The 25,139-nt window shown below is 72.1% G+C and carries 25 protein-coding genes; 15 read left to right on the forward strand and 10 right to left on the reverse strand.

Features of this window, described 5'->3' with window-relative positions:
- Positions 1–4 precede the first annotated feature (4 nt).
- The gene (locus tag ACFY2K_RS01220; protein ID WP_375881791.1) at positions 5–592 is read right to left on the reverse strand and encodes a DUF4291 domain-containing protein; all 588 of its coding nucleotides are present in this window, start codon (positions 590–592) and stop codon (positions 5–7) included.
- A 155-nt stretch (positions 593–747) separates the two neighbouring features.
- On the opposite strand from ACFY2K_RS01220, the gene ACFY2K_RS01225 reads away from it, so the two are divergent.
- Together ACFY2K_RS01225 and ACFY2K_RS01230 are read left to right on the forward strand one after the other, a co-directional pair.
- On the forward strand, positions 748–2,034 hold the full coding sequence (locus ACFY2K_RS01225; RefSeq protein ID WP_387709107.1) for a hypothetical protein: 1,287 nt from the start codon (positions 748–750) through the stop codon (positions 2,032–2,034).
- A gap of 63 nt (positions 2,035–2,097) precedes the next feature.
- A complete protein-coding gene (locus ACFY2K_RS01230; RefSeq protein ID WP_375881795.1) occupies positions 2,098–2,586 on the forward strand; it encodes a MarR family winged helix-turn-helix transcriptional regulator in 489 nt (162 codons plus the stop codon).
- A gap of 94 nt (positions 2,587–2,680) precedes the next feature.
- Here ACFY2K_RS01230 and ACFY2K_RS01235 read toward each other — a convergent pair whose 3' ends face one another.
- The gene (locus tag ACFY2K_RS01235; RefSeq protein ID WP_350507657.1) at positions 2,681–3,163 is read right to left on the reverse strand and encodes a hypothetical protein; all 483 of its coding nucleotides are present in this window, start codon (positions 3,161–3,163) and stop codon (positions 2,681–2,683) included.
- 479 nt (positions 3,164–3,642) lie between these two features.
- Between ACFY2K_RS01235 and hemL the strand changes: the two genes are divergently transcribed.
- From hemL to ACFY2K_RS01270, 7 genes are all read left to right on the forward strand, one after another.
- The gene (gene hemL / locus ACFY2K_RS01240) at positions 3,643–4,971 is read left to right on the forward strand and encodes a glutamate-1-semialdehyde 2,1-aminomutase (protein WP_380522882.1); all 1,329 of its coding nucleotides are present in this window, start codon (positions 3,643–3,645) and stop codon (positions 4,969–4,971) included.
- Positions 4,972–5,035: 64 nt separating this feature from the next.
- Positions 5,036–5,686, forward strand: a complete 651-nt coding sequence (locus ACFY2K_RS01245) for a histidine phosphatase family protein (protein WP_380522918.1) — start codon at positions 5,036–5,038, stop codon at positions 5,684–5,686.
- Positions 5,687–5,837: 151 nt separating this feature from the next.
- On the forward strand, positions 5,838–6,443 hold the full coding sequence (locus tag ACFY2K_RS01250; protein WP_380586214.1) for a TlpA family protein disulfide reductase: 606 nt from the start codon (positions 5,838–5,840) through the stop codon (positions 6,441–6,443).
- Positions 6,440–7,228 (forward strand): cytochrome c biogenesis CcdA family protein, encoded by a 789-nt coding sequence (locus ACFY2K_RS01255; RefSeq protein WP_375881810.1) that lies wholly within the window; start codon positions 6,440–6,442, stop codon positions 7,226–7,228. Before ACFY2K_RS01250 ends, ACFY2K_RS01255 begins: the two co-directional genes overlap by 4 nt.
- A 2-nt stretch (positions 7,229–7,230) precedes the next feature.
- A complete protein-coding gene (locus tag ACFY2K_RS01260; protein WP_387709111.1) occupies positions 7,231–8,958 on the forward strand; it encodes a cytochrome c biogenesis protein ResB in 1,728 nt (575 codons plus the stop codon).
- A gap of 3 nt (positions 8,959–8,961) precedes the next feature.
- On the forward strand, positions 8,962–10,092 hold the full coding sequence (gene ccsB, locus ACFY2K_RS01265) for a c-type cytochrome biogenesis protein CcsB (protein ID WP_387709113.1): 1,131 nt from the start codon (positions 8,962–8,964) through the stop codon (positions 10,090–10,092).
- Between the two features lie 121 nt (positions 10,093–10,213).
- Complete coding sequence (locus ACFY2K_RS01270) at positions 10,214–10,621, forward strand: hypothetical protein (protein WP_375881817.1); 408 nt, start codon at positions 10,214–10,216, stop codon at positions 10,619–10,621.
- 45 nt (positions 10,622–10,666) lie between these two features.
- Here the strand turns inward: ACFY2K_RS01270 and ACFY2K_RS01275 are convergent, their stop codons facing one another.
- Positions 10,667–11,740, reverse strand: a complete 1,074-nt coding sequence (locus ACFY2K_RS01275) for a ScbA/BarX family gamma-butyrolactone biosynthesis protein (protein ID WP_380644272.1) — start codon at positions 11,738–11,740, stop codon at positions 10,667–10,669.
- Between the two features lie 350 nt (positions 11,741–12,090).
- Here ACFY2K_RS01275 and ACFY2K_RS01280 point away from each other — a divergent pair, with 350 nt between their 5' ends.
- Entirely contained in the window at positions 12,091–12,708 is a 618-nt protein-coding gene (locus tag ACFY2K_RS01280; RefSeq protein WP_380586202.1) for a ScbR family autoregulator-binding transcription factor, read from the forward strand.
- An 85-nt stretch (positions 12,709–12,793) separates the two neighbouring features.
- On the opposite strand, the gene ACFY2K_RS01285 is transcribed toward ACFY2K_RS01280, so the two are convergent.
- From ACFY2K_RS01285 to ACFY2K_RS01300, 4 genes are all read right to left on the reverse strand, one after another.
- Entirely contained in the window at positions 12,794–13,405 is a 612-nt protein-coding gene (locus ACFY2K_RS01285) for a ScbR family autoregulator-binding transcription factor (RefSeq protein WP_375881825.1), read from the reverse strand.
- Between the two features lie 259 nt (positions 13,406–13,664).
- Positions 13,665–13,874 carry an acyl-CoA carboxylase subunit epsilon gene (locus ACFY2K_RS01290; protein ID WP_375881827.1) on the reverse strand — a complete coding sequence of 70 codons (210 nt, stop codon included), beginning with the start codon at positions 13,872–13,874 and terminating at the stop codon, positions 13,665–13,667.
- A gap of 75 nt (positions 13,875–13,949) precedes the next feature.
- Entirely contained in the window at positions 13,950–15,551 is a 1,602-nt protein-coding gene (locus ACFY2K_RS01295) for an acyl-CoA carboxylase subunit beta (RefSeq protein ID WP_375881829.1), read from the reverse strand.
- A 451-nt stretch (positions 15,552–16,002) separates the two neighbouring features.
- A complete protein-coding gene (locus tag ACFY2K_RS01300; protein WP_380522877.1) occupies positions 16,003–16,506 on the reverse strand; it encodes a PLD nuclease N-terminal domain-containing protein in 504 nt (167 codons plus the stop codon).
- Between the two features lie 92 nt (positions 16,507–16,598).
- Between ACFY2K_RS01300 and ACFY2K_RS01305 the strand changes: the two genes are divergently transcribed.
- From ACFY2K_RS01305 to ACFY2K_RS01320, 4 genes are all read left to right on the forward strand, one after another.
- Positions 16,599–18,056 (forward strand): menaquinone biosynthesis decarboxylase, encoded by a 1,458-nt coding sequence (locus tag ACFY2K_RS01305; protein ID WP_375881834.1) that lies wholly within the window; start codon positions 16,599–16,601, stop codon positions 18,054–18,056.
- On the forward strand, positions 18,053–18,949 hold the full coding sequence (gene mqnP / locus ACFY2K_RS01310; RefSeq protein WP_387709117.1) for a menaquinone biosynthesis prenyltransferase MqnP: 897 nt from the start codon (positions 18,053–18,055) through the stop codon (positions 18,947–18,949). The genes ACFY2K_RS01305 and mqnP overlap by 4 nt, the downstream gene beginning before the upstream one ends.
- Positions 18,950–19,020: 71 nt before the next feature.
- Positions 19,021–19,302 (forward strand): type II toxin-antitoxin system Phd/YefM family antitoxin, encoded by a 282-nt coding sequence (locus ACFY2K_RS01315; protein WP_375881838.1) that lies wholly within the window; start codon positions 19,021–19,023, stop codon positions 19,300–19,302.
- Positions 19,303–19,306: 4 nt separating this feature from the next.
- Entirely contained in the window at positions 19,307–19,585 is a 279-nt protein-coding gene (locus ACFY2K_RS01320) for a type II toxin-antitoxin system RelE/ParE family toxin (protein ID WP_387709120.1), read from the forward strand.
- A gap of 115 nt (positions 19,586–19,700) precedes the next feature.
- Here ACFY2K_RS01320 and ACFY2K_RS01325 read toward each other — a convergent pair whose 3' ends face one another.
- Together ACFY2K_RS01325 and ACFY2K_RS01330 are read right to left on the reverse strand one after the other, a co-directional pair.
- Positions 19,701–20,456 carry an alpha/beta fold hydrolase gene (locus ACFY2K_RS01325; protein WP_375881847.1) on the reverse strand — a complete coding sequence of 252 codons (756 nt, stop codon included), beginning with the start codon at positions 20,454–20,456 and terminating at the stop codon, positions 19,701–19,703.
- Positions 20,457–20,549: 93 nt separating this feature from the next.
- Positions 20,550–21,776: an FAD-dependent oxidoreductase gene (locus ACFY2K_RS01330; RefSeq protein ID WP_380522873.1), complete on the reverse strand. Its 1,227-nt coding sequence runs from the start codon at positions 21,774–21,776 to the stop codon at positions 20,550–20,552.
- Positions 21,777–21,873: 97 nt separating this feature from the next.
- On the opposite strand from ACFY2K_RS01330, the gene ACFY2K_RS01335 reads away from it, so the two are divergent.
- On the forward strand, positions 21,874–22,668 hold the full coding sequence (locus ACFY2K_RS01335; RefSeq protein ID WP_387709123.1) for a TetR/AcrR family transcriptional regulator: 795 nt from the start codon (positions 21,874–21,876) through the stop codon (positions 22,666–22,668).
- A gap of 152 nt (positions 22,669–22,820) precedes the next feature.
- Here the strand turns inward: ACFY2K_RS01335 and ACFY2K_RS01340 are convergent, their stop codons facing one another.
- Positions 22,821–24,896 carry an LPXTG cell wall anchor domain-containing protein gene (locus tag ACFY2K_RS01340; protein ID WP_387709125.1) on the reverse strand — a complete coding sequence of 692 codons (2,076 nt, stop codon included), beginning with the start codon at positions 24,894–24,896 and terminating at the stop codon, positions 22,821–22,823.
- Positions 24,897–25,139: the final 243 nt, after the last annotated feature.

Consider the following 25,139-nt stretch of genomic DNA (forward strand, 5'->3'; position numbering starts at 1 on the left):
GACCTCAGCCCGCCGCCGCCCCCACCCGGGCGGCGGCGGCCGCACCCAGCGGGTAGGCCGTCTCCACCGGCAACAGCGCGGCATCCCGCTCCCGCCGCACCCGGTCCGCCAGCGCCGTGACGTCCGTGATGCCCCGGATCCACTCGTCCGCGTAGCGCCGCACCGCCTCGCCGCGCAGCCCGACCTGGATCGTCCGCCACTCCAGCGCCCGCAGGTCCGGCCCGCGCTCCGGATCCCACTGCACCCGCACCGGGCTCTGCCGCAGCTCCCGCTTCCAGGCCGCCTGCGAGGCGTGCACCCGCCCGGTGTAGCCGCTCAGCACGGCCCGCTCCAGCGCCCAGTCGAAGCCCTCGCGGCTGATCTCCAGGGCCAGCACCCGCTCCTGGCCGGGGCTCCGGCCCCAGTCGCTGCGGTGCATCATCCAGAGGAACGAGGGCTTGATCCAGGTCATCCGGTCCCGCTGGAACGCCTCCGGGAACCGCCCCTCGGCCGCCGCCGGTTCGGCGATCGCCGGCGGGAAGGCCTGGTAGACGGTGAGGGTGTCAGCGGTGTGGAGCGCCCGGATCTGGTGCTTCGGCGGCTGGAGCGGCATGCGGGCATCGTCGGGGGCGGCGGCGGCCGGGCGCCACGGGTTTTCCGGGGCGGGCGGGGGCGGGGTGGGGTGCGGGGGTGTGCCGTAGGCTCTCCGGAACGTCGTTGCGCCGGAGCCGCGCGCACCATGAGCGGGGCGGGGAGTACCCAGAGCAGATGAGCACGGCATCGAGCACCGAGTCGTCCAGCACCGAACCGTCCAGCGCCGCTCCGGTGGCCGGGCCGGGGGAGCCGGTCGAGGAGCGGGCGGACCGTACGCCCGGCCGGTTCATGGCGCTGGTGGACCGCTTCGCGCCCGCGCTGGGCGCGTATGCGGTGGTCAAGGCGATCGGCCTGACCGTGTTCCTGATGCTGCTGGAGCACACCGGCGACTACTTGAAGAAGCAGCCCGGCCGGGGCGGCGGCGCCCACTCCTGGGACGTGCTGGGCACCTGGGACGGCGTCTGGTACCAGCGGATCGCCGAGAACGGCTACGACCCGCAGCTGATCGAGCTGCACGGGTTCCCGCTGGCCACCTACTACGAGAACTCCTCCGCCTTCTTCCCGCTCTACCCGTGGCTGATGCGGCTGGTCGGCGCGGTCACCGGCCTCGGCCCGTACGGCTCCGGGATAGCGGTCTCGGTGCTCGCCTCGCTGGTCGCCGCGGCCGGGATCTTCGCGATCGCGGAGCGGCTCGCGGGGTTCCGGGCCGGTGTGATCGCCGCGGTGGTCTGGGGCCTGTTCCCGGGCTCGGGCGTGGAGTGGGCAGTCTACTCGGACTCGCTGTTCGTCGCGCTGTCCACCTGGGCCTGCTACTGCGTGATGACCCGCCGCTGGCTCGCGGCCGGGCTGCTGGCCCTGGTCGCGGGCCTGAACCGGCCGACGGCGGCCGCGCTGATCGCGGCGGTGTCGATCGCCGCGCTGGTCGCCCTGGTGCGCCGCACCGACGGGGTGGCCCGCCCGCTGACCGCGATGCTGATCACCCCGTGGGGCCTGTTCGGCTACGTCGCCTGGGTGGGCTGGCGGATGGGCGACTGGGGCGGCTACTTCAAGCTCCAGCGCGGCGCCTGGAACCGCTACTTCGACTTCGGCGCCTCCACCGTGCGCACGGTGATGGACGTGATCACCGGCCACTGGGACTTCTGGCAGTCCAATCCGGTGCCGGACCTGATCGCGATCGCCCTGCTGATCGCCCTGCCCGGCCTGCTGGTGCTGCTGGCGCGGGCCCGTCCGCCGCTGGTGCTGTGGGTCTTCACCGCGCTGACCGTCTTCACGGCGCTGAGCAGCAACCAGATCTTCGGCAACATCTCCCGCTACCTGCTGCCGGCCTTCCCGCTGTGCATCGGCCTGGCGGTGGCGCTGCGCAAGGTGCGGACCTCCTCGCTGGTCGGGCTGTTCGCGATGCCGGTGATCGCGGCGGGCTGGTACGCGGGCTATGCGCTGTTCGAGTTGGGTATCCCGTAACCCCGATGTTGGTTGGCTACGGGATCATCCGGCAGCAGACGGGCCGTTGCTAATCTCGGACGTATGACGACGACCCCGCCCGTGCGCCAGATCCGCGACATCTCCGGCCTGCTGGACCACGCGAGCCACGTGCTGGCGACTCGGATGGCGGCCGCCTTCACCGAGCTCGGGATCACCCCGCGCGCGTACGGCGTGCTGTTCCACGCGCAGGAGACCGAGCGCACCCAGATCCAGCTGGCCGAGCTGGCGGACCTCGACAAGACCACCATGGTGGTCACCGTCGACGAGCTGGAGAAGGCGGGCCTGGCCGAGCGCCGCCCGTCCGCCACCGACCGCCGGGCGCGGATCATCTCGGTCACCGAGGCGGGCGAACGCGCCGTCGAGCAGGGCACCGCGATCGCCGACCGGGTCCACCGGGAGGTGCTGGAGGCGCTGCCGCGGCCCGAGCAGGAGGTCTTCGTCTCGGCCCTGTCCCGCCTGGTGGACGGGCACCTGGCGGAGCCGGTCGAGAGCGAACGCACCGTCCGACGGGCCCGCCGCTCCCGCGGCTGACCCGCCCGGGGAGCCGATCCCGGGTCAGGGGAAATCGACGGACCGTCAACCACCCTTGCCCCGAGCGGCGTTCAGCGAGCCGGGCGCGGTGCGCTCAGGGCCAGACCAGGCAGTACAGCTGGTGCCCGGCGTCGTGCAGCCGGTTGGCGAAGTCCTGCCACTCGTGCAGCATGCTGTAGATCACGAAGGCGTCGCGCGGTCCGCGGCGGTCCGGGACGGTGGACCAGATGAAGGCGGCCGCGCCGAGTTCGGTCTCGTCCGCCTTGCGCAGCGGCTCGACCACGTTGTGCGGGAGTTGGACGACCGCGTAGTCGGGGTGCAGCACGACGAGTTCCAGCGGCGGCACCTGGTGCAGCGGGACGCCCTGGATGCCGGTGAGGACCATGGCGCTCATGGTCTCCGGCTTGATCTTGGTGGAGAGGTGGCCGGTGGGGGAGCCGCTGGTCTCCATCAGGTCGCCGAGCCGCCCCAGCGCGCCGAGTTCGCCGGCGTCCAGGCCCAGCCCGCCCGGGCCGAGGGCGGTGGGGACTCTGGCGGCGGTGGCGCGGTCCGGTGCGCCGAAGTACTTGTACGTCACCCCCACGTGTCCCTCACCCCGCCTCTCGCCGCCGCGACGACCACGACCCGTACCCGCTCCCGTACCCCCGCGTGCGGTCTCGGCGGGCCTGCGGGGGCCACCCGCTGCCTCGTCGAACCCGTCCTGCGCCTCGGACACTCGGACCATCCTCACCGGAACTCGCCGGAATCGACAGACCCCCGCACGTCCGGCGTCCCGCCGGCCGTGCTCCTTACCGTCATTCGCCGCCGTGCCTACTCGCGGGCCGTACCCACCAGCGGCACACAGCAGTCCTCTCCACACCCCTGTACACAACCGGAGCGCTCGCGCACTCTGTGCACACAGTCTGACTGGTCCGTGTGACGGAACAACCAGCGGCCCCGCCCGTACACCACCGCCACGGGCGACCGTCAGGGACAACCGTACAGACAACGGTGCCCGGATCATCGTTCCAGATGATCGGGCCGGACATGCAGAGCCCAAGGACACGATTTGAGACCATGTCTCCCGTGAGCTACCCCTACGAAGCCCCCCAGTCCCAGTCGCTGTTCGATCGTGCCTCCGTGGTCACGCCCGGCGGCGTCAACTCCCCGGTGCGCGCCTTCCGCGCGGTCGGCGGCACACCGCGCTTCATGGTGTCCGGCACCGGCCCCTACCTCACCGACGCCGACGGCCGCGAGTACGTCGACCTGGTGTGCTCGTGGGGTCCGATGATCCTCGGCCACGCGAACCCGGCCGTGATCGAGGCCGTCCAGCGGGCGGTCTCCCGCGGCACCTCCTTCGGCACGCCCGGTCAGGGCGAGGTCGAGCTGGCCGAGGAGATCGTCTCCCGGGTGGCCCCGGTCGAGCAGGTCCGCCTGGTCTCCTCCGGCACCGAGGCCACCATGTCCGCGATCCGGCTCGCCCGCGGCTTCACCGGCCGGGCGAAGGTGGTCAAGTTCGCCGGCTGCTACCACGGTCACGTGGACGCGCTGCTGGCCGCCGCCGGTTCCGGCGTGGCCACCTTCGGCCTGCCGGACACCCCGGGCGTCACCGGCGCCCAGGCCGGCGACACCATCGTGCTGCCGTACAACGACCTGGCCGCCGTCGAGCAGGCCTTCGCCGCCCACCCGGGCGAGATCGCCTGTGTGATCACCGAGGCCTCGCCCGGCAACATGGGCGTCGTCCCGCCGCTGCCCGGCTTCAACGCCGGCCTGGCCCGGCTCTGCCGGGACAACGGCGCGCTGTTCGTCTCCGACGAGGTGATGACCGGCTTCCGCGTCTCCAAGGCCGGCTGGTACGGCCTGGAGGCGGCGCACGAGGGCTGGGCGCCGGACCTGCTGACCTTCGGCAAGGTCATGGGTGGCGGCTTCCCGGCCGCGGCCTTCGGCGGCCGGGCCGACGTGATGGCCCACCTGGCCCCGGCCGGCCCGGTCTACCAGGCGGGCACCCTGTCCGGGAACCCGGTCGCCACCGCGGCCGGCCTGGCCCAGCTGCGCGGCTGCACCGACGAGGTGTACGCGACGGTGGACGAGGTCTCCGCCGAGATCTCCGGCCTGGTCTCCGAGGCGCTCACCAAGGAGGGCGTGGCGCACCGGCTGCAGACCGCCGGGAACATGTTCTCGGTGTTCTTCACCGAGGCGCAGGTCACGAACTACGACCAGGCGAAGACCCAGGAGGCGTTCCGCTACACCGCCTTCTTCCACGCGATGCTGGCCGAGGGCGTCTACCTGCCGCCGTCCGCCTTCGAGTCCTGGTTCGTCTCGGCGACCCACGACGCCCGGGCGATCGAGCGGATCGCCGCCGCGCTGCCGGCCGCGGCCCGCGCCGCTGCCGCCGCCACGGCCTGAGCCCCCTCCAGACCACAGGAGCAGTTGAGAAGTGAGCGCCAAAGAGATCACCGTCGTCCACGTGATGCGCCACGGTGAGGTGCACAACCCGGAGGGCGTGCTGTACGGCCGCCTGCCGGGCTACCACCTGTCCGAGCTGGGCCGCCAGATGGCCGACCGGGTCGCCGAGGACCTCGCCGGGCGGGACATCACCCACGTGGTGGCCTCCCCGCTGGAGCGGGCCCAGGAGACCGCCGAGCCGATCGCCAAGGCGCACGGCCTGGAGGTCGCGGTGGACCCGCGGCTGATCGAGGCGGAGAACGTCTTCGAGGGCAAGACCTTCGGCGTCGGCGACGGCTCGCTGCGCAACCCGGGCTACTGGAAGTACCTGACCAACCCGTTCAAGCCCTCCTGGGGCGAGCCGTACCTCGACCAGGTGGTGCGGATGATGGGTGCGCTCGGCGCCGCCCGGGACGCGGCCCGCGGGCACGAGGCGGTCTGCGTCAGCCACCAGCTGCCGGTCTGGATCCTCCGCTCCTTCGTGGAGCGCCGCCGGCTCTGGCACGACCCGCGCAACCGGCAGTGCTCGCTGGCCTCGCTGACCAGCTTCACCTTCGAGGGCGACAGCATCGTCTCGGTCGGGTACCGCGAGCCGGCCCGTGACCTGCTGCCGGCGCACCTGGTCGGCAAGGGCCGCAAGGGCGACAAGCCGGTGGGCAGGAGCTTCGGCGCCTGAGGCCCGTAAGCGGTGCGTAAGTATGACTTCGGGTCACCTGACGAAAGTCGGGTGGCCCGAAGTCTTCGCAGGTCAGAGGGTGTGCGACGCGCAAGGTAGGACCCCGGCGAACCCGCTCGGAACTCCATGCGAAACTTTTCACATGTCTGCCATGACGCGCCCCCGTCCCCGTGTCGCCGCAGCCGCCGCCACAGTCGCCGCCGCTGCGCTCGTCCTCACCGGCTGTTCCTCCTCGGGCTCGTCGAGCAGCAGCGAGGGGCAGGTCGGGTTCGTGACCGTCAAGGGGACCAACCTGTCGAAGGCGGACACCGGCAAGCGCGGGGACGCGCCGGACATCTCCGGGGAGACCCTGGAGGGCAACCAGGTCAAGCTCTCCGACTACCGCGGCAAGGTCGTGGTGCTGAACGTCTGGGGCTCCTGGTGCGGGCCGTGCCGGGCCGAGGCGAAGAACCTCCAGGCCGTCGCGGACGAGTACAAGGACAAGGGCGTCCAGTTCCTGGGCATCAACACCCGGGACACCGACAAGACCAACGCCGTCCGCTTCGAGCAGGAGCAGGGCGTCTCCTTCCCGAGCATCTTCGACCCGGCCGGCACCCAGCTGCTCAAGTTCCCCAAGGGCAGCCTCAACCCGCAGTCCATCCCGACCACCCTGGTCGTCGACCGCGACGGCAAGCTGGCCGCCCGCGCCGTCGGCGGGACGACCCAGGAGGCGCTGGAGTCGATCGTCCAGCCGGTGGTCGCGGAGCAGCAGCAGTGAGTGGGCCGCTGAACGCCGCCGCCCTCCCGCTGGCCGACACCTTCACCACGGTCCAGAGCGGGGCGCTGCTCGCCGCCGCGCCGGTCGCGCTCGCGGCCGGGCTGGTCTCGTTCTTCTCGCCCTGCGTGCTGCCGCTGGTGCCCGGCTACCTGTCGTACGTGACGGGCTTCTCCGCCGCCGACCTCGCGGACGCCCGCGGCGCCAAGCGCGGCCGGATGCTGCTCGGGGCGACCCTGTTCATCCTCGGCTTCACCGTGGTCTTCGTCTCCGGCGGGGCGCTGTTCGGCCAGTTCGGCAACACCCTGCAGGAGCACAAGCGGGCCATCGCGATCGTGCTCGGCTCGCTGACCGTGGTGATGGGCCTGGCCTTCATGGGCCTGGTGCCCGGCCTGAGCATGCGCGAGGTGCGCTCGCACCGCCGCCCGGCCGTCGGCCTGCTCGGCGCGCCGCTGCTGGGCATGGTGTTCGGCGTCGGCTGGACGCCCTGCATCGGCCCGACCCTGGCGGCCGTCCAGACGCTGTCGCTGAACCAGGCGGACGCGGCGCGCGGGGCCCTGCTGATGACCTTCTACTGCCTGGGCCTCGGCGTACCGTTCATCGTGGCCGCGCTGGCCTTCCGCCGGGCGCTGGGCGCCTTCGGGTGGGTCAAGCGGCACTACCCGCTCGTGATGCGGATCGGTGGCGGCATGCTCGTCGCGGTCGGTCTGCTGCTCGTCACCGGGATCTGGGATTCCTGGATGAGCGAACTGCAGTCCTGGACCGCCGACTCCCAGATCGGAATCTGACCGTGAGCAAGACCACGACCGATACCGAGCTGCCCCCGGCGCCGGACGACGCCGCCGCCGCCGAACGGCTCAGCACCGCGCCGGTCGAGTCCGAGGGACCGACCGGCATAGGGGTGCTCGGCTGGGCGCGCTGGATGTGGCGCCAACTGACCTCGATGCGGGTCGCCCTGATCCTGCTGTTCCTGCTGTCGCTGGCCGCCATCCCGGGCTCGCTGATCCCGCAGAACGGCCAGAACCAGTTCAAGGTGCAGACCTGGAAGGCGCAGCACACCGCGGTCGCGCCGATCTACGAGAAGCTCCAGCTGTTCGACGTCTACAGCTCGGTCTGGTTCTCCGCGATCTACATCCTGCTGTTCGTCTCGCTGGCCGGCTGCATCATCCCGCGCACCTGGCAGTTCGTCGGCGTGCTGCGCTCCCAGCCCCCGGCCGCCCCGCGCAACCTGACCAGGATGCCGGTGTACGCGGTCTGGCGCACCGGCGCGGAGCCGGAGCAGGTGAACGCGGCCGCCCACCGGCTGCTGCGCAAGCGCGGCTTCCGGGCGAACCTGTCCGGCGGCTCGGTGGCCGCCGAGAAGGGCTACCTGCGCGAGGTCGGCAACCTGCTGTTCCACCTGTCGCTGTTCGCGCTGCTCGGCGGCTTCGCCTGGGCCAGCCTGGCCTCCGGCACCGGCGGCAAGCTGATGGTCGAGGGCCAGGGCTACTCCAACACCATCACCCAGCTCGACGACTTCACCGGCACCCGGTTCTACGGCAACCAGGACCTCGACCCCTTCTACCTCAAGCTCGAGAACTTCACCTCGAAGTTCCAGAACACCGGTGACCAGATGGGCGCCGCCCGCCAGTTCACCGCGAACGTGGAGTACTACGAGGGCAGCGACGAGTCGAAGGTGAAGAAGGGCACGATCGAGGTCAACCACCCGCTGGAGATCGGCGGCAGCAAGGTCTTCCTGATCGGCCACGGCTACGCCCCGGTGATCACCGTGAAGAACGGCAAGGGCGACGTGGTCTACCACGACGTCGTGCCGTTCCTGCCGCAGGACGCCAACCTGACCTCGACCGGCGTGGTGAAGGCCTCCGACTACGGCGTCGGCCCGGACGGCAACAAGACCCAGCTGGGCTTCTCCGGCTTCTTCCTGCCGACCGCCCCGCTGAGCTTCGCCGGCACCGGCCCGGTCTCGCTGTTCCCCGGCGACGCCGCCCCCGAGCTGGTGCTGAACGCCTTCGCCGGCGACCTCGGCACCGACTCCGGCCTGCCGCAGAACATCTACCAGCTGAACACCTCCAAGCTCACCCAGCTGCAGCAGGACGGCCAGCCGGCCAAGGCCCTGCTCAAGCCCGGCCAGGGCTGGACCCTGCCGGACGGCTACGGCACCGTCACCTTCGAGGGCTACAAGCAGTGGGCGAGCTTCAACGTCTCGCACCGCCCCGGCAACGAGATCGCGCTGACCGGCGCGGTGCTGGCGATCCTCGGCCTGATCGGCTCGCTGTTCATCCAGCGCCGCCGAATCTGGGTGCGGGCGGTGGCCCTGCCGGGCGGCGGCACCCAGGTGGAGCTGGCCGGCCTGGCCCGCAGCGAGTCGGCGAAGATCGCCGAGGAGCTGGCCGAACTCGCGGTGGACCTCCAGGACGACGCCCCGGCGTCGGAGGAGGACCAGGAAGCAGACGAAGCGCCGGAAGACCCCGCAGCAGAAGACCCCACAGCCCCTGCCGACCAGAACTCCAAGGAGTAGACGGTGCACCTCGCCTCGGGAGTCGACCCACAGCTGGCCGACCTCTCCAACAAGCTGATCTATTCGGCGATGGCGGTCTACACGATCGCCATGTTCGCCCACATGTTCGAGTGGACGTTCGGTAGCAAGGGCGCGGTCGCCGTCCGCTCCAAGGAGCAGTCCGGCAACCTGGCCGAGACCGTCGCCGCGGCGGAGCCCAAGGCCGCCAAGAAGGTCACCGTCACCGTGGCCGGGGCGAAGGGCGGCACCACCACGCTGACCCGCACCGTCCTGGCGGGCGAGGGTGCGACGGTGGTCACCGGCGGGCGCGGCGAGGACGAGGTGGACGGCCCGGGCGCGGCCGGCACCAGCGAGAAGGCCGACCTGGCCGGCCGGATCGCGGTCTCGCTGACCGTCCTCGGGCTGCTGCTGCACGGCGGCGGCATCGTCGCCCGCGGCCTCTCGGTGTCCCGCTGGCCGTGGGGCAACATGTACGAGTTCTCCTGCGCCTTCGCCTTCACGATGACCGCCACCTACCTGGTGCTGCTGGCCGCGCGGAAGAACGTCCGCTGGCTCGGCCTGCCGGTCGCCGTCGCGGCGCTGCTGACCCTCGGCATCGCCACCCAGGTGCTGTACACCGACTCCGAGCAGCTCGTCCCGGCGCTGCACTCGTACTGGCTGGCGATCCACGTCTCCACCGCGATCTTCTGCGGCGGCGCCTTCTACGCGGCGTTCATCGCCACCCTGCTCTACCTGGGCAAGGACTCGTTCGACAAGCGGATGGCGGCCGGCCTGACCACCGGCCCGCTGGGCACCTCGGCCTCGATCTGGCGCCGGCTGCCCGCCGCGTCCACCTTCGACAAGCTGTCGTACCGGATCAACGCCCTGGTCTTCCCGCTGTGGACGTTCACCATCATCGCGGGCGCGATCTGGGCCGAGGCCGCCTGGGGCAAGTACTGGGAGTGGGACCCGAAGGAGACCTGGTCGTTCATCACCTGGGTCGCCTACGCCTGCTACCTGCACGCCCGCGCGACGGCCGGCTGGAAGGGCCGCAAGGCCGCCTACCTGGCACTGGCCGCCTTCGCCTGCTGGCTCTTCAACTACTACGGCGTGAACATCTTCGTCACCGGCAAGCACTCGTACGCGGGGATCTGACCGGAGGCACGCACCCACCGGCCCGGCTTTCCGCACGAGATCGCCGGGCCGAGGTGCAAGAGGGGTACGACGTGCCGGCCGTCCGTGCCGGTACGGGGAGGAACGAGGAGGAGATCGCGCAATGGAGTGCGACGAGGTCATGCTGACCGTCCGAATCACCGCCGCCGAGCGCATGTTGCTCCGACGGCTCGCCCAGGGACACCGGAGCGACGTGTCCGAAGTGGTGGCCGACGCTCTGCTGGACATCATCCCCACGCTCAGCGCGCCGGGGGACGCCTACCGGCTGCTGGGCGCCCTCGCGACGCCCGCGCCGTGCGCGCTGACCGTCTGGCTGCCGACCGCACTGGCCGACCTGCTGGTGCCCGGTGCGGCCCGGATCGCCCAGATCACCGAGGTCCGGATCGAGTCGGCCAGCGCGGCCCTGGGCGCGGCGCTGCGGCTCTGGCTGGCCCAGGACCCGGTCCGGCTGGCGGCCAACCTCAGCGTGATGCACGCCGGGCGGCGGCCGTCCGCGCTGGTGGCCGCCTGACCCCCGGCCCGCCGGACCCCGGCCCACCTGACCTCGCGCCGGGCCTCAGCTCGCCAGCGGCAGCAGGCCGGTCGCGGTGGGGCGGCCCTCGAAGGCGTCCCGCCGGACCGGCACCCGCGGACCGTCGACCGGCTCGGTGAGCAGCCGGCACTCGGCCGCCGTCCGCCCGTCCTGGAGCAGTCGCACCAGGACGGGGGTGCGGCGGCCGTCCGGTGTCCGCTCGCGGACGGCCCGGACGAAGCACGGCCGGTCCAGCTCGATGTAGTGGTCGAAGGCGGTCACCAGCTCGACCGGCACCACCGGCTCGGGGTGGTGCAGCCGCTGGGCGGCCTGCCGGGCGGCCTCCAGCACCAGCATCCCGGGCACGTGGTCGAGCCCGTGGTCGAACAGCACCGGGTGCCCGGCGTCGGCGCGCAGCAGCCAGGTGTCCGGCCGCAGGGTCGGGCTGAGCACCACGTCCGCGGCCTGCGCCCGCCCGACCAGCTCGGGCGCGGCGGGCTCCGGCGGGCGCGGCGGGGTGGCGGCGCCGCGGCCGGGGCCGCGCAGCCGCCGGTACGAGGCGGGGGTGACCACCCGCAGCTGGCCGTCGCCGTGGCCGATCCGCCGGCCGTCCCGGGTGACCTCGGCGTGCACCCGCAGCGAGGCCAGCCGGCCGTGCCGCATCCGGACGTCCTGGCAGCCGACGGTGAGCATCAGCGAGGCCGGGTCGGCGGTGACCGCGAGGCCGGGCAGGCCGGCCTCGCCGAGCGCGTAGCCGAGCTCCTCCATGACGAAGTGGTGGTCGCGCGGCACCCCGAAGCCGGCGTGGCCGATCAGCAGCCCGGCCTGCCGGACGGTCTCGGCCATCAGCACCGGGTCGTGGTAGCGGTCCCCGGGCAGCCGGTAGAAGCCGTGCAGCCGGGGCCACTGGGCGCCGAGCAGGAAGTCGTACGGGCCGGTGGCCTGCCAGCCGGTGAGGAACACCTCGGAGACCGAGGCGCGGTGCACCAGGTGCCGGGAGACGGTCCGGTCGTGGAAGTCGTAGCCGGTGCCGGAGTGGCCGGTGCCGGAGTGGGTGCCGTAGCCGGTGCCGGGGTGGGCGTACGGGCCGTGGGCGTCCGGCTCTACGATCAATGGCATGACTGGCCCCAGCTCCAGGGTGTCGGTCGAGCGCCCGCCACGGACGCCCCACAGCAAAACATACATACCACCCGGTTTGTCTTCTACGGCCGGGGGTGGCCCGTCGCAAGACCCGGACCGACCACGCTACCTGGCCTCTGGTCTGCGGGAATGCCTGAACTGGGGACGGCAGACCTTGGGCGGGGGGTGGTCCCCGCTGGACGGCGGGGTCGACACAGGCGCTAGATTAGATACCAACCATGCGGTTTCGGCCAGTGCCCTCCGCATGCGAGGCGTCGCCTCCGACCGAGGGCGCGCCGACAGCGGCCGGGTGGGGCGGGGAACGCGTCCGGCGGAGTCCGGGGGGATCAGTGGTCAAGCAGGAACGCGCGGGGCGGACCAGGCGGGCCGTGCTGCTCGCCGCCGCGGACACCTTCGCGGGGGCCGGGTTCGAGGCCGCCAGCCTGGTCGACATCAGTCGCCGGGCCGGGGTGAGCAAGGGCGCCCTCTACTTCCACTTCGTCTCCAAGCAGGCCCTCGCCGACGGTGTGCGGGCCGCCGCCGGACGGGAGATCGGCGCGGCCGCGCTGCGCGCCCTGCGCACCGAGGACCGGGCCGTCCAGGCACTGATCGACTTCTCGCACGAGCTGGCCCGGTTGCTGCGCGAGGACGTGGTGGTCCGGGCCGGCGTCCGGCTCGGCCGCCAGGGCCTGCGGCTGGCCGACGGCTGCGCCGGACCGGGCACCGCCTGGCGCAGCCTCGCCGCCGTCGTCCAGCGGCTGCTGGAGCGCGCCGAACGGGCCGGGGAGCTGCGCCCCGGGGCGGACCGGCGGGCCTGCGCCGAACTGCTCACCGCGGTGGTGGCCGGCCAGGTGCTGCTGGCCGCCGAGGAGCCCGGCCGACCGGCTCCGGAGGCCGTCCGGCAGCTCTGGGCGGCCGCCCTGCCGGCCCTGGTGGGGCCGGACGACTGCCCGGGCTACCGGGTCTGACCGGGGCCGGTCGGGTCCGACCGGGGCGCGCTGGGCCGCCGGCCCCGGGCGGCGCCCAGTCGTGCGGTGCGGCGCTCAGCGGCGCTCAGCGGCGTTCGGCGACGCTCAGCCGGGCCAGGGCGTGCGGCTGGACGAGGCCCGGGAGCAGCAGCGTCCACAGGTCGGCCATCCGCTTGATCAGGTCCTGCCGGTCGGCCAGCACCTGGGAGCTCAGCTGGATCCCGGTCACCGCGCCGGTGATCACCCCGGAGGCCGCCACCAGGTCGACCCCCGGGTGGAGGTCCCCGGCCTCCCGGGCGCGCTCCAGCAGTGCGCCCACCAGGTCCATCCAGCCCTGGTAGGCGGCGATCTGCGGCTGGGTGAAGCTGCCGTGCTCGATCGTCAGCCGGATGCTGCCGCGCACCAGCGGGTCCTCCTGGAGCGCGCGGGCGAACGCGTACCCGAGGTCGATCAGGGTCTGCACCGGGCTGTCCGAGGAGGGCTCCCAGGTGGCGATCCAGGCGCCCTGGCCCTCGATCACGGCGAGCGCCAGCTCCTCCTTGGAGCGGAAGTGGAAGTACAGCGCGCCCTTGGTGACACCGGCCCGGTCCAGGATCTCGGCCATCGTGGCGGCGGCGTAGCCCCGCTCGTCGAACACCTCGGCCGCCGCGAGGAGTACCGCCTGGCGGGTTGCCAGCGCGCGGGCCTGCCTGGCCATCGCAGCCTCCCTGGAAAGTTCTGTACCTCGGCAGCGGCCGATCCTATGGGGGCCGACGGGGCGACGGGCGTGAACCGTCCGGTAGGTATCCTACCGAGCCGCTCCGCGCCCGGTCGGACGGGCACGAACGGCGCCGGGGGCCCCGGGTGCCCGCGCCGCGGCGGCCGGCGGAGCACGGCCGGGCAGCCCGACGGCCGGTCACCCGATGGGGGTGACCGGCCGTCGAGGTCGGACTCTCGGGGCCCGGGGCCCGGAGGCGTCAGGCGGCCTGCTGCCAGCTCACCGGCGAGTAGTAGGCCGGGCGGCGCTCCAGGCGCTGCCAGTTGGCGATGGGCTCGACCTGGGCGGCGGCCGCGGCCTGCTGCGCCACGGCGGCGCGGGCCATCAGGACGGCGGTCAGGGCGGCGAGCTCCTCGTCGGAGAGGCTGCCGCGGACGATGCGGACGAGGGGTTCGGCGGAAGCGGTCATGTCCTTGGTTTCTCCCCCGGTTGCTGTGGTGTGTGGTGTGCTCGGTACGGCCTGCTGCTGCGAACCGTGCCGCTGCTACATCGGCGGGTTGCCGTGCTTGCGGCTGGGCAGGTCGGCGTGCTTGGTACGGAGCATCGCCAGGGCGGAGGCGATCACCTGGCGGGTCTCCGCCGGGTCGATGACGTCGTCCACGAGGCCGCGCTCGGCCGCGTAGTACGGGTGCATCAGCTCGCTCTTGTATTCCTTGATCTTCTCGGCGCGCATGGCGTCGGGGTCGTCAGCGCCGTTGATCTCGCGGCGGAAGATGACGTTGGCGGCGCCCTCGGCGCCCATCACCGCGATCTCGTTGGTCGGCCAGGCGTAGGACAGGTCCGCACCGATGGAGCGGGAGTCCATGACGATGTAGGCGCCGCCGTAGGCCTTGCGCAGGATCAGCGAGATGCGCGGCACGGTGGCGTTGCAGTAGGCGTACAGCAGCTTGGCGCCGTGCCGGATGATGCCGCCGTGCTCCTGGTCGACGCCGGGCAGGAAGCCGGGCACGTCCAGCAGGGTGACCAGCGGGATGTTGAAGGCGTCGCACATCTGGACGAAGCGCGCGGCCTTCTCGCTGGCGTTGATGTCGAGCACGCCGGCCAGCGACTGCGGCTGGTTGGCGATGATGCCGGTGACGTGGCCGTCGACCCGGGCCAGCACGCAGAGCACGTTGGTGGCCCAGCGCTCGTGGACCTCCAGGAACTCGCCGTGGTCGACGATCTCCTCGATCACCTTGCGCATGTCGTACGGGCGGTTGCCGTCGACGGGCACCAGGTCCAGCAGGCTGTCGTTGCGGCGCTCGACCGGGTCCTCGCTGACCACCGACGGCGGCATCTCGCGGTTGTTCTGCGGCAGCAGCGACAGGAGGAAGCGGACCTCCTCGATGCAGGACTGCTCGTCGTCGTAGACGAAGTGCGAGACGCCCGAGACGCCGGCGTGCACGTCGGCGCCGCCCAGGCCGTTCTGGCTGATCTTCTCGCCGGTCACGGCCTGGACCACGTCGGGGCCGGTGATGAACATCTGCGAGGTCTCGCGGACCATGAAGACGAAGTCGGTCAGCGCGGGGGAGTACGCGGCGCCGCCGGCGCACGGGCCGAGCATCACCGAGATCTGCGGGATGACGCCGGAGGCCTTGGTGTTGCGCTGGAAGATGCCGCCGTAACCGGCCAGGGCGGTGACGCCCTCCTGGATGCGGGCGCCGGCGCCGTCGTTCAGCGAGACCAGCGGGGCACCGGCCGCGATGGCCATGTCCATGATCTTGTGGATCTTCTGCGCGTGGGCCTCGCCCAGGGCGCCGCCGAAGATCCGGAAGTCGTGCGCGTAGGTGAACACGGTGCGCCCGTGCACGGTGCCCCAGCCGACGACCACGCCGTCGGTGTGCGGCTTCTTGGCCTCCAGGCCGAAGCCCTGGGCGCGGTGCCGGCGCAGCGGCTCGACCTCGCGGAAGGAGCCCTCGTCCAGCAGCAGGTCGATGCGCTCGCGGGCGGTCAGCTTGCCCTTCGCGTGCTGGGCCTCGGTGGCCTTGTCGCTCGGGCCGCGGCGCACCTGCGCGCGGAGCTCGTGGAGCTCGGCGACCCGCCCCTTGGCATCGGCCGGGACCTCGGGGACCTCGCCGCCGACCGGCGCCTCATGCACAACCGTCATCTCGAACCACTCCAAGGGTGAGGGAACTGTCCGACAGCCAGCGTCTGCTGTACCCCCAGCTGCGAATCAACTTCTTCACTTATGACTGTACGAGGGGCCGTGCGCTGGTTTCGGCGTCGATTCCGTACAAGGTCGAGTTCGTTTAGCTGTCAGGCCTGTACAGAAGCGGTCGTCCCGAGGGCTGTGCGCTCGGTGGCCGTTCGAATACCGGGGGTTGTCGGGCAGATGATGGTCCGATGATCTGAGCATGAAGGAAAACGCAGGTCAGGACCGTCCTCCAGCAGTGTGGGGCGGCCGTCCGGAGTACCGCTCGAGGACGGCTGGACCGTGGCGCCGGGAACGGGGCGATCAAGGCCGGACGCTTCCCGGTCGTAGGGAAGCGCCAAAAAGGCCGCAGCCCACCCGTGGGTGCCCGGGTGGGCTGTCCGGGGGAGCGGCGGACCCGCTCCGATCAGCTCTTTCGCCCGTCCTCGGGCTCCTCGCCGCCGCGCAGCTCCTGCTCCCGGCGGCGCAGATCGGCCTCCCACCGCCGGAGCATGTCCTCGTGGTCCTTGTCGTCCTTCTGCAAGGACCCGCCCTTCGAGGGGGCGTCCTTCTTCTCGGGGCCGTTCTCGGCGGACCCGTTCCTCGCGGACCCGTTCCCGAGGGAGGCCAGGAACTCCGGGTCGTCGTCCGGGGCCACCGGCCGGCCGCGGCGCGGGGCGGCGGAACCGCTCCGGCCGTCCGCGTCCGTCCGTCCCGGTCCTCCGTCCGGCGCGCCCGTGCGCAGGAAGCCGCGCCGCTTCCCGGCCACCAGCCAGGCGATCGGGCCGAGCGGCGGGAAGAGCAGCACGATGATCAGCCAGATCGGCTTCGGCAGGTGCCGGACCTCTCCCTCGGGCGTGACCAGGCAGTCGATGAACGCCCACACCCACAGCGCGAGCGGAAGGACGATGGTCAGAAGAATCCTCAGCACGGCTGTGATCTCCCCCGCGAGGGCCGGAGCGGCGGGCGCCTCCCGGGGCCCTTGACGCAAGCCAGGCTATCGGGTGGCGGATACTGACTGGCATGGCATACGACGATCTCCGCTCGTTTCTCCGAGCCCTCGACCGCGAGGGCGACCTCAAGCGCATCAAGGCGGAGGTGGACCCCCACCTGGAGATCGGCGAGATCGTCGACCGCGTGCAGAAGGCCAAGGGCCCGGCGCTGTTGTTCGAGAACGTCAAGGGCTCGTCGATGCCGATCGCGATGAACGTCTTCGGCACCGAGCGGCGCCTCGCCAAGTCGCTCGGCCTCAAGGGCCCGGAGGACATCTCCGAGAAGATCGCCGGCCTGCTCAAGCCCGAACTGCCGCAGGGCTTCACCGGGTTCCGGGACGCCTTCGGCAAGCTCGCCTCGATGGCCCACGTCCCGCCCCGGAACGTGAAGTCCGGCGATGCCCCGGTCCAGGAGGTCGTGCTCACCGGCGACGACGTCAACCTGGACGAGCTGCCCGCGCTGTTCACCTGGCCGCTGGACGGCGGCTCCTTCTTCAACCTGGGCCTGACCCACACCAAGGACCCGGACTCCGGGGTCCGCAACCTCGGCCTCTACCGGCTCCAGCGGCACGACCGCCGCACCATCGGGATGCACTGGCAGATCCACAAGGACAGCCGCAACCACTACGCCGTCGCGGCCAAGCGCGGCGAGCGCCTCCCGGTGGCGATCGCCTTCGGCTGCCCGCCGGCCGTCACCTACGCGGCCACCGCACCGCTGCCCGGCGACATCGACGAGTACCTGTTCGCCGGCTTCGTCGCGGGCGAGCGGGTCCGGATGGTCGACTGCAAGACCGTCCCGCTGCAGGTCCCGGCCGACGCCGAGGTGGTCCTGGAGGGCTGGCTGGAGCCCGGCGAGATGCTCCCCGAGGGCCCGTTCGGCGACCACACCGGCTTCTACACCCCGCAGGAGCCGTTCCCGGCGCTGACGATCGACTGCGTGACCATGCGCCGCCGGCCGATCCTGCAGTCCATCGTGGTCGGCCGCCCGCCGACCGAGGACGGCCCGCTGGGCAAGTTCACCGAGCGGTTCTTCCTGCCGCTGCTGAAGATCATCATCCCGGACATCGTCGACTACGACCTGCCCGAGGCCGGCGGCTTCCACAACTGCGTGATCGTCTCGATCGACAAGAAGTACCCCAAGCACGCCCAGAAGACGATGCACGCGATCTGGGGCGCCCACATGATGTCGCTCACCAAGCTGATCATCGTGGTGGACTCCGACTGCGACGTCCACGACTACCAGGAAGTGGCCTGGCGGGCCTTCGGGAACGTCGACTACAGCCGCGACCTCACCGTGGTCGAGGGCCCGGTCGACCACCTCGACCACGCCTCCTACCAGCAGTTCTGGGGCGGCAAGGCGGGCATCGACGCGACCCGCAAGCTCCCCGAGGAGGGCTACACCCGGGACGGCGGCTGGCCGGAGATGGTCTCCTCGGACCCGGCCACGGCCGCACTGGTGACCCGTCGTTGGAAGGAGTACGGGCTGTGAGCACCGCCGCCGTCGAGACCCCGGGGCGCACCAAGGCCTTCCTGCGCCTGGTGATGATCGAGCACTCGGTCTTCGCGCTGCCCTTCGCCTACATCGCCGCGCTGACCGCCATGTTCCTGGCGGACAAGCGGGTGCACTGGGGCGAACTGTTCGTCGTCACCGTCTGCATGGTCGGCCTGCGCACCTTCGCGATGGCCGCCAACCGGATCATCGACCGCGAGATCGACGCCCGGAACCCGCGCACCGCCGGGCGTGAACTCGTCACCGGCGCCGTCTCGTTGAGGACCGCGTACGCCGGCTCGGCGGTCGCCCTGGTGGTCTTCCTCGGCGCGGCGGCCCTGCTCAACCCGCTCTGCCTGGCCCTCGCGCCGGTGGCCGTGGTGCCGATGGTCGTCTACCCGTACGGCAAGCGGTTCACCAACTTCCCGCAGGCGATCCTCGGCCTGGCCCAGGCGATGGGCCCGGTCGGCGCCTGGCTCGCGGTGACCGGCACCTGGTCCTGGGAGGCCGTGGTCCTCGGGGTCGCGGTCGGCATCTGGATCGGCGGCTTCGACCTGATCTACGCCTGCCAGGACGTCGAGTCCGACCGGGAGCACGGCGTCGGCTCGCCGCCGGCCCGTTTCGGCGTCCCGGCCGCCATCCGCGGCGCCCGGGTCTGCCACGTCCTGACCACCCTGCTGCTCGGCTGGTTCGCGGTGCTCACCGACGCCGGCCCCGCGTTCTGGGTCGGCCTGGCCGTCGTCGCGGGCGCCTTCGTCTACGAGCACACCATCGTGAAGCCGAACGACCTGTCGAGGCTCAACCGGGCCTTCTTCCAGACGAACAGCTTCGTCGGCATCTCGCTGTTCTTCTTCGCCCTGGTCGACCTGGTCATCCGCGGCCTCGGCATCTGACCCCTGCGGGCCCGGCCCCGGCCGGCCCCGGATCCTCTCTGGAACAGATGTACATCTGTTACATTCGTGCCATGAGTGAGTCTGTCGTGGAATCCATGGCCGATGTGCGCAGCCACCTGGCGGACGTCATCGACCGGGCCCGTAGGGACGGCACCCCGACGATCATCACCCGGCGGGGGAAGCAGGAAGCCGTGGTGATCGACATCGACGAGTACCGGCGCCTGAGCCGACTGGCCGAGGAGGCCGAGGACGCCTGGCTCAGCGGGCTCGCGAAGGAGGCCGAGGCCGAGGGGCGCGAAGGGTCCGTCTCCCTGGAGGAGATGGCCGCGATGCTGCGCGCCCAGCAGGGGTGACCCGATGGGCCACGTGACACGCTTCACCCCCCAGGGGCAGCGCGACATGCTCAAGGTGCCGCGCCCCGACGCCCTGCGGATCATGTACCGCCTCACCGAGTTCCAGCGGGCGCTCGACAGCGGCGGCACGGAGCCCTTCGACATCAAGCCGCTCCAGGGTCATCCGGGGCACTGGCGCCTCCGGGTCGGCGACTACCCGGTCGTCTACACGATCGAGGACGGGCTGCTGGTCGTGTGGGTGGTGGCCGTGGGCAACCGGCGCGAGGTCTACCGCCGGTACTGAGACGTCGCCCCGGTCCGGCCCCGGCCGGGCCCCGGGGGGTCATGCGGGCTCACGGGGCTCTCCTCTCGTCCCGTCCGAGCCTACTCGCCGCCGGTTCGCGGTAGCGCTCCGCGGCTCAGTTGTGGAGGAAGGCCTCCATCGCGGTCGCCAGTGCCACCGGCGCCTCGTACATCGGGTAGTGCCCGGTGCCGCCGAGCTCCTCCAACTCGGCGTTGGGGTAGTGCTCCAGCCAGGTGCCGCGCATCACGTCGGCGGTCAGCGCGAGGTCGTGCTCGCCGACGATGACCTTGACCGGGACGGGGTTCCCGCTGATCCGGTGCTCCAGGTCGGCCGTGGTCCAGTCCTGGACGTAGCCGTCGAAGGCCTCGACGGTCGACAGCCGCAGCGACTGGTCGACCATCCGGTCCAGCCAGACCCGGCCCGCCCGCTGCCCGGTGACCAGGTCGAGGATCGCGTACCGCTTCTCGCGGTCCTCGGCGGCGCCGTAGAACAGCGCCTCGCCCGCCTCGTCCAGCGGGTACGCCCCGGCCGGAACCGGCGACAGGCCGACCAGCTTGCGCACCCGCAGCGGGGCCTCGGCCAGGACCTGCTGGGCCGCCTTGCCGCCCATCGAGTGGCCGACCAGCGAGAAGCGGTCCCAGCCGAGCTGGTCGGCGAGGGCGAGCGCGTCGGCGGCGATCTCGGCGAGGGTGTAGGCGCCGGTCACGTCCTTGCGCTCGCCGTAGCCGCGGTAGTCGAGGAAGGCGTAGCTGAACGCCCTGCCGTCGAGGTAGTCCAGGAAGGGGCCCCAGCCCGCGCTGGTGCCGAACCAGTCGTGCAGGACGAGGACGGGGTGGGCGCCCGTACCGGTCAGGCGATGAGGGATCGTCATGCCGGGGGTCGTTCCCCGGAAACCGCCCGCCCGAACGGCCGGTCCGGGGCGGGCCGTTCGGGCCCGGGCTCGAGCGGCCGGCCGGGCGGAGGGTCAGGCGGACGGCCGGCGGGCGAAGGCTGGGGCGTGTTCGGGGCGCGGCCCGATGGCGAGCAGCCGGGACAGGCCGATCCGGACGGCGGGCACCCGGCGGGCGACCGCGGCGAAGGCGGTCGGCGGCCCGGAGCGCCGGCCGGTGAGCACCGGGACGAACATGATGCCGTGCAGGACCCGCTGGAGGCGCTGCATGACCACGGTCGGCCACCAGCGGCGCCGCTGGACCCGGGCCAGCGCGGCGACGGTCGGCCGGCCGCGGCGCAGCGGTTCGGCGAGCAGGGCGGCGGCCGCGACGGCGTCCTGGATGGCGAGGTTGATGCCGACGCCGCCGGCCGGGGACATCGCGTGGGCGGCGTCGCCGATCAGCAGCAGCCCGTCGACGTACCAGCGGTCCAGCCGGTTGAGCTTGACGTCGAGCAGGTGGAGCTCGTCCGTCCCGGCCAACTGGTCGACCCGGTCGGCGAACTGCGGCATGAGCCGGGCGATCCGGGCGCGGAAGCGCTCGATGCCCTCGGCGCGCAGCTCGGGGTCGAAGCCCTTGGACTTGAAGTAGGCGATCTGGAAGTAGTCGTCGCGGGTGAAGCTGAGGGCCAGCTCGCGCTCGCCGAAGCCGGGGGTGAGGCTGGGCGGCGCGGCCTGCTCGTGGGCGTGCCGGGGGAGCCGGAACCACCAGACGTCGAAGGGCACCGGGTACTCCTCGGGCACCAGGCCGGCCTCCCGGCGCAGGGTGGAGTGCCGGCCGTCGGCGGCGACGGTGAGGTCGGCGCGCAGCTCGCCCTCCTCGCCGTCCCGGGTGCGGTAGCGGACGCCGACCACCCGGCCGTGCTCCCGGAGCAGTCCGGTGGCCTCGGTGTTCATCCGCACGGTGAAGGTGGGTTCCCGCTTCGCCTCCTCGACCAGGAAGTTGAGCAGGTCCCACTGCGGCATCATGGCGATGTAGTTGTACGGCGCGGGCAGCCGGTCGAAGGCGCTCAGCGCGACGTCCCCGACGCCGGGCACCGGTACCACCAGGTTGCCGAGCCGGCTCTGCGGCAGGGCGGCGAACTTCCGGCCGAGGCCCAGTTCGTCCATCAGGCGCACGGTGGACGCGTGGACGGTGTCGCCGCGGAAGTCCCGCAGGAAGTCGGCGTGCTTCTCCAGCACGGTCACCTCGACGCCCGCTCGGGCCAGCATCAGGCCCAGCACCATTCCGGCCGGTCCGCCCCCGGAGATGACGACGCTCATGGCTCTCTCCCCTTCGATCCCTTGCCGTTCCTGGGTGGAACTTGCCTATAGAGCGTCTCTGGAACCGTCTCAGGTGTCAAGTAGTACGATGTCTCACATGAACGAACTGGTGGCGGCCGCCCTGGCGGCCGCGAAGGCACGGGGGCGGGACGTCGCGGACGTCCCGCTGACGGCGATCGCCTCGGCGGCCGGAATGTCGCGCAGCACCCTGCTGCGCCGCCTCGGCGGCTCCCGGGCCCCGCTGGACGAGGCCGTCCGGCAGGCCGGCGTCGACCCGGGCGGACGGCCGCCGGTGCGGGAACGGGCGATCGAGGCGGCGGGCCGGCTGGTCGCCGAACGCGGCCTCGCCGGAGTGACCCTGGACGCCGTGGCCGACCGGGCCGACTGCTCACTGCCCAGCCTGCACACCGTCTTCGAGGGGCGGGACGGCCTGTTCACCGCCGTCTTCCTCCAGTACGGCCCGCTGCCGGACCTGGAGACACTGGCCGCGGACCCGCCGGAGAGCCTGGAGGAGACCGTCCGGGCGATCCACCACACCTTCGCCGCGGCCTTCGACCGCGAGCCGAGGGTCGTCCCGGCGGTCTTCGCCGACCTCTTCGGCCGCCCGGACGGCCCCGCCGCCCGGATGATGGAGGCCCACCTGCCGCGGATGTTCGACGGCCTCTCCCGCCTGCTGCTGCCGTACGCCGAGGCGGGGCGGCTGCGCCCGCTGCCGCTCCCGGTGCTGGCCCAGCTGATGCTCGGCCCGCTGCTCAACCACGTCCTGATGAGACCGGTGCTGGAGCCCGCGTTCGGCGCCGGACTGCCGTCGCCGGACGAGGTGCTGGACCTGTTCGTCGAGGCCTACCTACGGGCGGTCGCCCTGCCCGGGCCGGGCCACCGGAACCCCTGAACCGACCCCGAGGAGAACCGTGATCGGCACCCTGCAGTGCCTGGTGCTCGACTGCCCGAGCCGGGCCCGGGGCTGAGGGGCGGCCGGAACGGCCGAGCCCCGGCCGCCGGACGGTGCCGGGAGCCGGGGCTCGGGTGCTTCTCGGAGCGGGATCAGGCGTTGCGACGGCGACGCGCGAAGAAGAGGGCGCCGATGCCGCTGGCGAGCAGGCCGGCGGCGGCCGCGGCGGACGCCAGCATGCCGTCCGAGCCGGTGTGGGCGAGCGAGCCGCCGGCCAGCTGGGTGTCGGTCGTGGTGCCGGTGCCGGTGCTGTCGGCCGTGGTGCCGGTGCCGGTGCCGGTGGTGAGACCGGCCTTGACGGCGGTGCCGTTGCCCTTGTCGGCGCCCTTGCCCGCGTACTCCGCCGGGGTGGCGGTCAGGTCGAGGGAGAAGCCCTGGGTGCTGGCCCACGCGTCCGCGTACGGGCTGCCGGCCGGCTGCTCGCCGAGGATGACCGCCGGGGTGACGGAGACCCGGCCGATCGGGGCGTCGGCGGTGAAGGCCAGGCGCACGTGCTTGGTGAAGGACGACTTGGCCGCGAGGTTCTTGTCCGCGGTGAGGTGGTACACCACCGGACCGCCGGACTGGGCGCTCGGCGTGCCGGTGATGTCCGCCCAGCTGCCGTCGGCCTGCTGCACCTGGAGCTTGGTGTACCGGTCGACGACCACGACGGGGGAGAGGTTGTCGTAGTCCGAGGCGCTCTGGTTGTCCACGGTGAAGTCGAACTCGATCGGGGCGCCGCCGATCGCGGCGGTGCTCGGCGCGTTCTTGACCGCCAGGCCGAGGCCCTTCATCTCGACGTTCTTGGTGCTCTCGGACACGACCGTGTTCGCGCCGTCCACGATCGCGGAGTAGAGCGTGACGTCCCCGTGCGCGTTGGGCCAGTCGTTGTTGACCGGGGCGGAGAGGCGCAGCTGGAGGGTCTTGGTGGTACCGGCGGCGACCGACACGCCCGGGATCTCACCGCTGAAGTTGAAGGTCCTCTCGCCCTGGCTGAAGTTCAGCGTGACGGGCTTCCAGCTGCCGTCGGCGGCGCGGTAGTCGACGGCGAAGCGGCCCGCGCTGCGGGCGGCCGGGTTGCTGACGTTCAGCTTGAGCGTGTACGTGGCGTCGGTGCCGCCCGGGTTGGTGACGGTCTCGGTGAACTCGACCGGCTTGCCGGAGTTCCCGATGGACGACGGCTCCTGCACCGACAGGCTGGGGCCGGCGGTGAGGTTGATCGCGACGAACTGCGGGCCGCAGACGACGGGCGCGAACGCCCCGCCTTCGCCGAGCATGGCCCACGGGTGGATGTAGGTGGTGCCGATCGGGGCGTCGGCGGTGAAGGAGAGGCGGACGTGCCGGGTGAAGGAGGCACCGGGGGCGAGGGTCTTGTCCGCGGTGAGGCGGTAGAGGACCCGGCCGAACTGGTCGGGGGCCGCGGTGACGGTCTCCCAGCTGCCGTCCGCGTTCTGCACCTGGAGCTTGCTGCGCTTGTCGGCCTCGATGACCTTGGCGACGTCGGTGTAGCGCGCGGCGCTGGGGTTGGTCACCGTGACGTCGAACTCGACCGGGGCGCCGCCGGCGACGGCGGTGGTCGGGGCGTCCTTGACCTGCACCGTGATGGCCTTGGCCGTCACGTCCTTGGTGCTCTCGGCGAGAACGGTGTGCCCGGACTCGTCGAGGACGGTGGAGTCGAGCTTGATGGGCAGGTCGTGGCTGCCCCAGTTGTTGTTGATCGGGAGGCCGAGACGCAGCTGGACCGTCTTGGTGGCGCCGCCGGCGACGGTCAGAGCGGTCGGGATCCCGCCGGCGAAGTGGCCGCCGGAGTTGGTGAAGGCCAGGTCGACCGGCTTCCAGGCGCCGTCCGCGTCGCGGTAGTCCATGGTGAGCTGGGTGCGGGAGGCGGCCGCCGGGTTGCTCGCGTCGAACCACAGCTTGTAGGAGGCGTCGGTGGCGCCGGGGTTGGTGACGGTCTCGGTGAACTCGACCGGCTCCCCGCCGTTGCCGAAGGACGCGGGCGCGTTGACCGTCAGCGACGGCTTGCCGGCCTCGGTCGAGGTCTTCGGGGCGGTCGGCTCGGCGGAGGCGGTGGCGGCCGGGGCGTCGGCGGCGTAGGCGGCCGGGGCGGCGACCACGGCGCCGGTGGCGAGCAGCACGCCCAGGGTGGCGGCGGTGACGACGGCGGAGCGGGAACGGCGTGCACGCACGACGGACATTCTGAATACCCCCCAGGGTGTTTCACCGGCAGCTTTGCGCTGCTGGTCGATCAGTTCGGTACGGGTCGGACCTGAGGTCCGGGGTCGGTGTCCCCGGTGTCGCCTGCGGTCCGCTCCGGCGGGTTTCCCCGCCGCTCACTCACATAGACGTGCAAGGGTCGCGGGGGTTGCAGGTGAGTTCGAAACTTTTTCGGGGAATCTTCGAGACCGCTCTGACCTGCGGTTATATCGGCG

It is taken from the genome of Kitasatospora sp. NPDC001309, assembly GCF_042896295.1.
Classification (GTDB): domain Bacteria; phylum Actinomycetota; class Actinomycetes; order Streptomycetales; family Streptomycetaceae; genus Kitasatospora.

Coding starts and splice junctions, on each gene's coding strand:
- ACFY2K_RS01220 (WP_375881791.1), bottom strand. CDS start 592: ATGCCGCTCCAGCCGCCGAAGCACCAGATCCGGGCGCTCCACACCGCT.
- ACFY2K_RS01225 (WP_387709107.1), top strand. CDS start 748: ATGAGCACGGCATCGAGCACCGAGTCGTCCAGCACCGAACCGTCCAGC.
- ACFY2K_RS01230 (WP_375881795.1), top strand. CDS start 2,098: ATGACGACGACCCCGCCCGTGCGCCAGATCCGCGACATCTCCGGCCTG.
- hemL (WP_380522882.1), top strand. CDS start 3,643: ATGTCTCCCGTGAGCTACCCCTACGAAGCCCCCCAGTCCCAGTCGCTG.
- ACFY2K_RS01245 (WP_380522918.1), top strand. CDS start 5,036: ATGCGCCACGGTGAGGTGCACAACCCGGAGGGCGTGCTGTACGGCCGC.
- ACFY2K_RS01250 (WP_380586214.1), top strand. CDS start 5,838: ATGACGCGCCCCCGTCCCCGTGTCGCCGCAGCCGCCGCCACAGTCGCC.
- ACFY2K_RS01270 (WP_375881817.1), top strand. CDS start 10,214: ATGGAGTGCGACGAGGTCATGCTGACCGTCCGAATCACCGCCGCCGAG.
- ACFY2K_RS01275 (WP_380644272.1), bottom strand. CDS start 11,740: ATGCCATTGATCGTAGAGCCGGACGCCCACGGCCCGTACGCCCACCCC.
- ACFY2K_RS01285 (WP_375881825.1), bottom strand. CDS start 13,405: ATGGCCAGGCAGGCCCGCGCGCTGGCAACCCGCCAGGCGGTACTCCTC.
- ACFY2K_RS01290 (WP_375881827.1), bottom strand. CDS start 13,874: ATGACCGCTTCCGCCGAACCCCTCGTCCGCATCGTCCGCGGCAGCCTC.
- ACFY2K_RS01295 (WP_375881829.1), bottom strand. CDS start 15,551: ATGACGGTTGTGCATGAGGCGCCGGTCGGCGGCGAGGTCCCCGAGGTC.
- ACFY2K_RS01305 (WP_375881834.1), top strand. CDS start 16,599: ATGGCATACGACGATCTCCGCTCGTTTCTCCGAGCCCTCGACCGCGAG.
- ACFY2K_RS01315 (WP_375881838.1), top strand. CDS start 19,021: ATGAGTGAGTCTGTCGTGGAATCCATGGCCGATGTGCGCAGCCACCTG.
- ACFY2K_RS01320 (WP_387709120.1), top strand. CDS start 19,307: ATGGGCCACGTGACACGCTTCACCCCCCAGGGGCAGCGCGACATGCTC.
- ACFY2K_RS01325 (WP_375881847.1), bottom strand. CDS start 20,456: ATGACGATCCCTCATCGCCTGACCGGTACGGGCGCCCACCCCGTCCTC.
- ACFY2K_RS01330 (WP_380522873.1), bottom strand. CDS start 21,776: ATGAGCGTCGTCATCTCCGGGGGCGGACCGGCCGGAATGGTGCTGGGC.
- ACFY2K_RS01335 (WP_387709123.1), top strand. CDS start 21,874: ATGAACGAACTGGTGGCGGCCGCCCTGGCGGCCGCGAAGGCACGGGGG.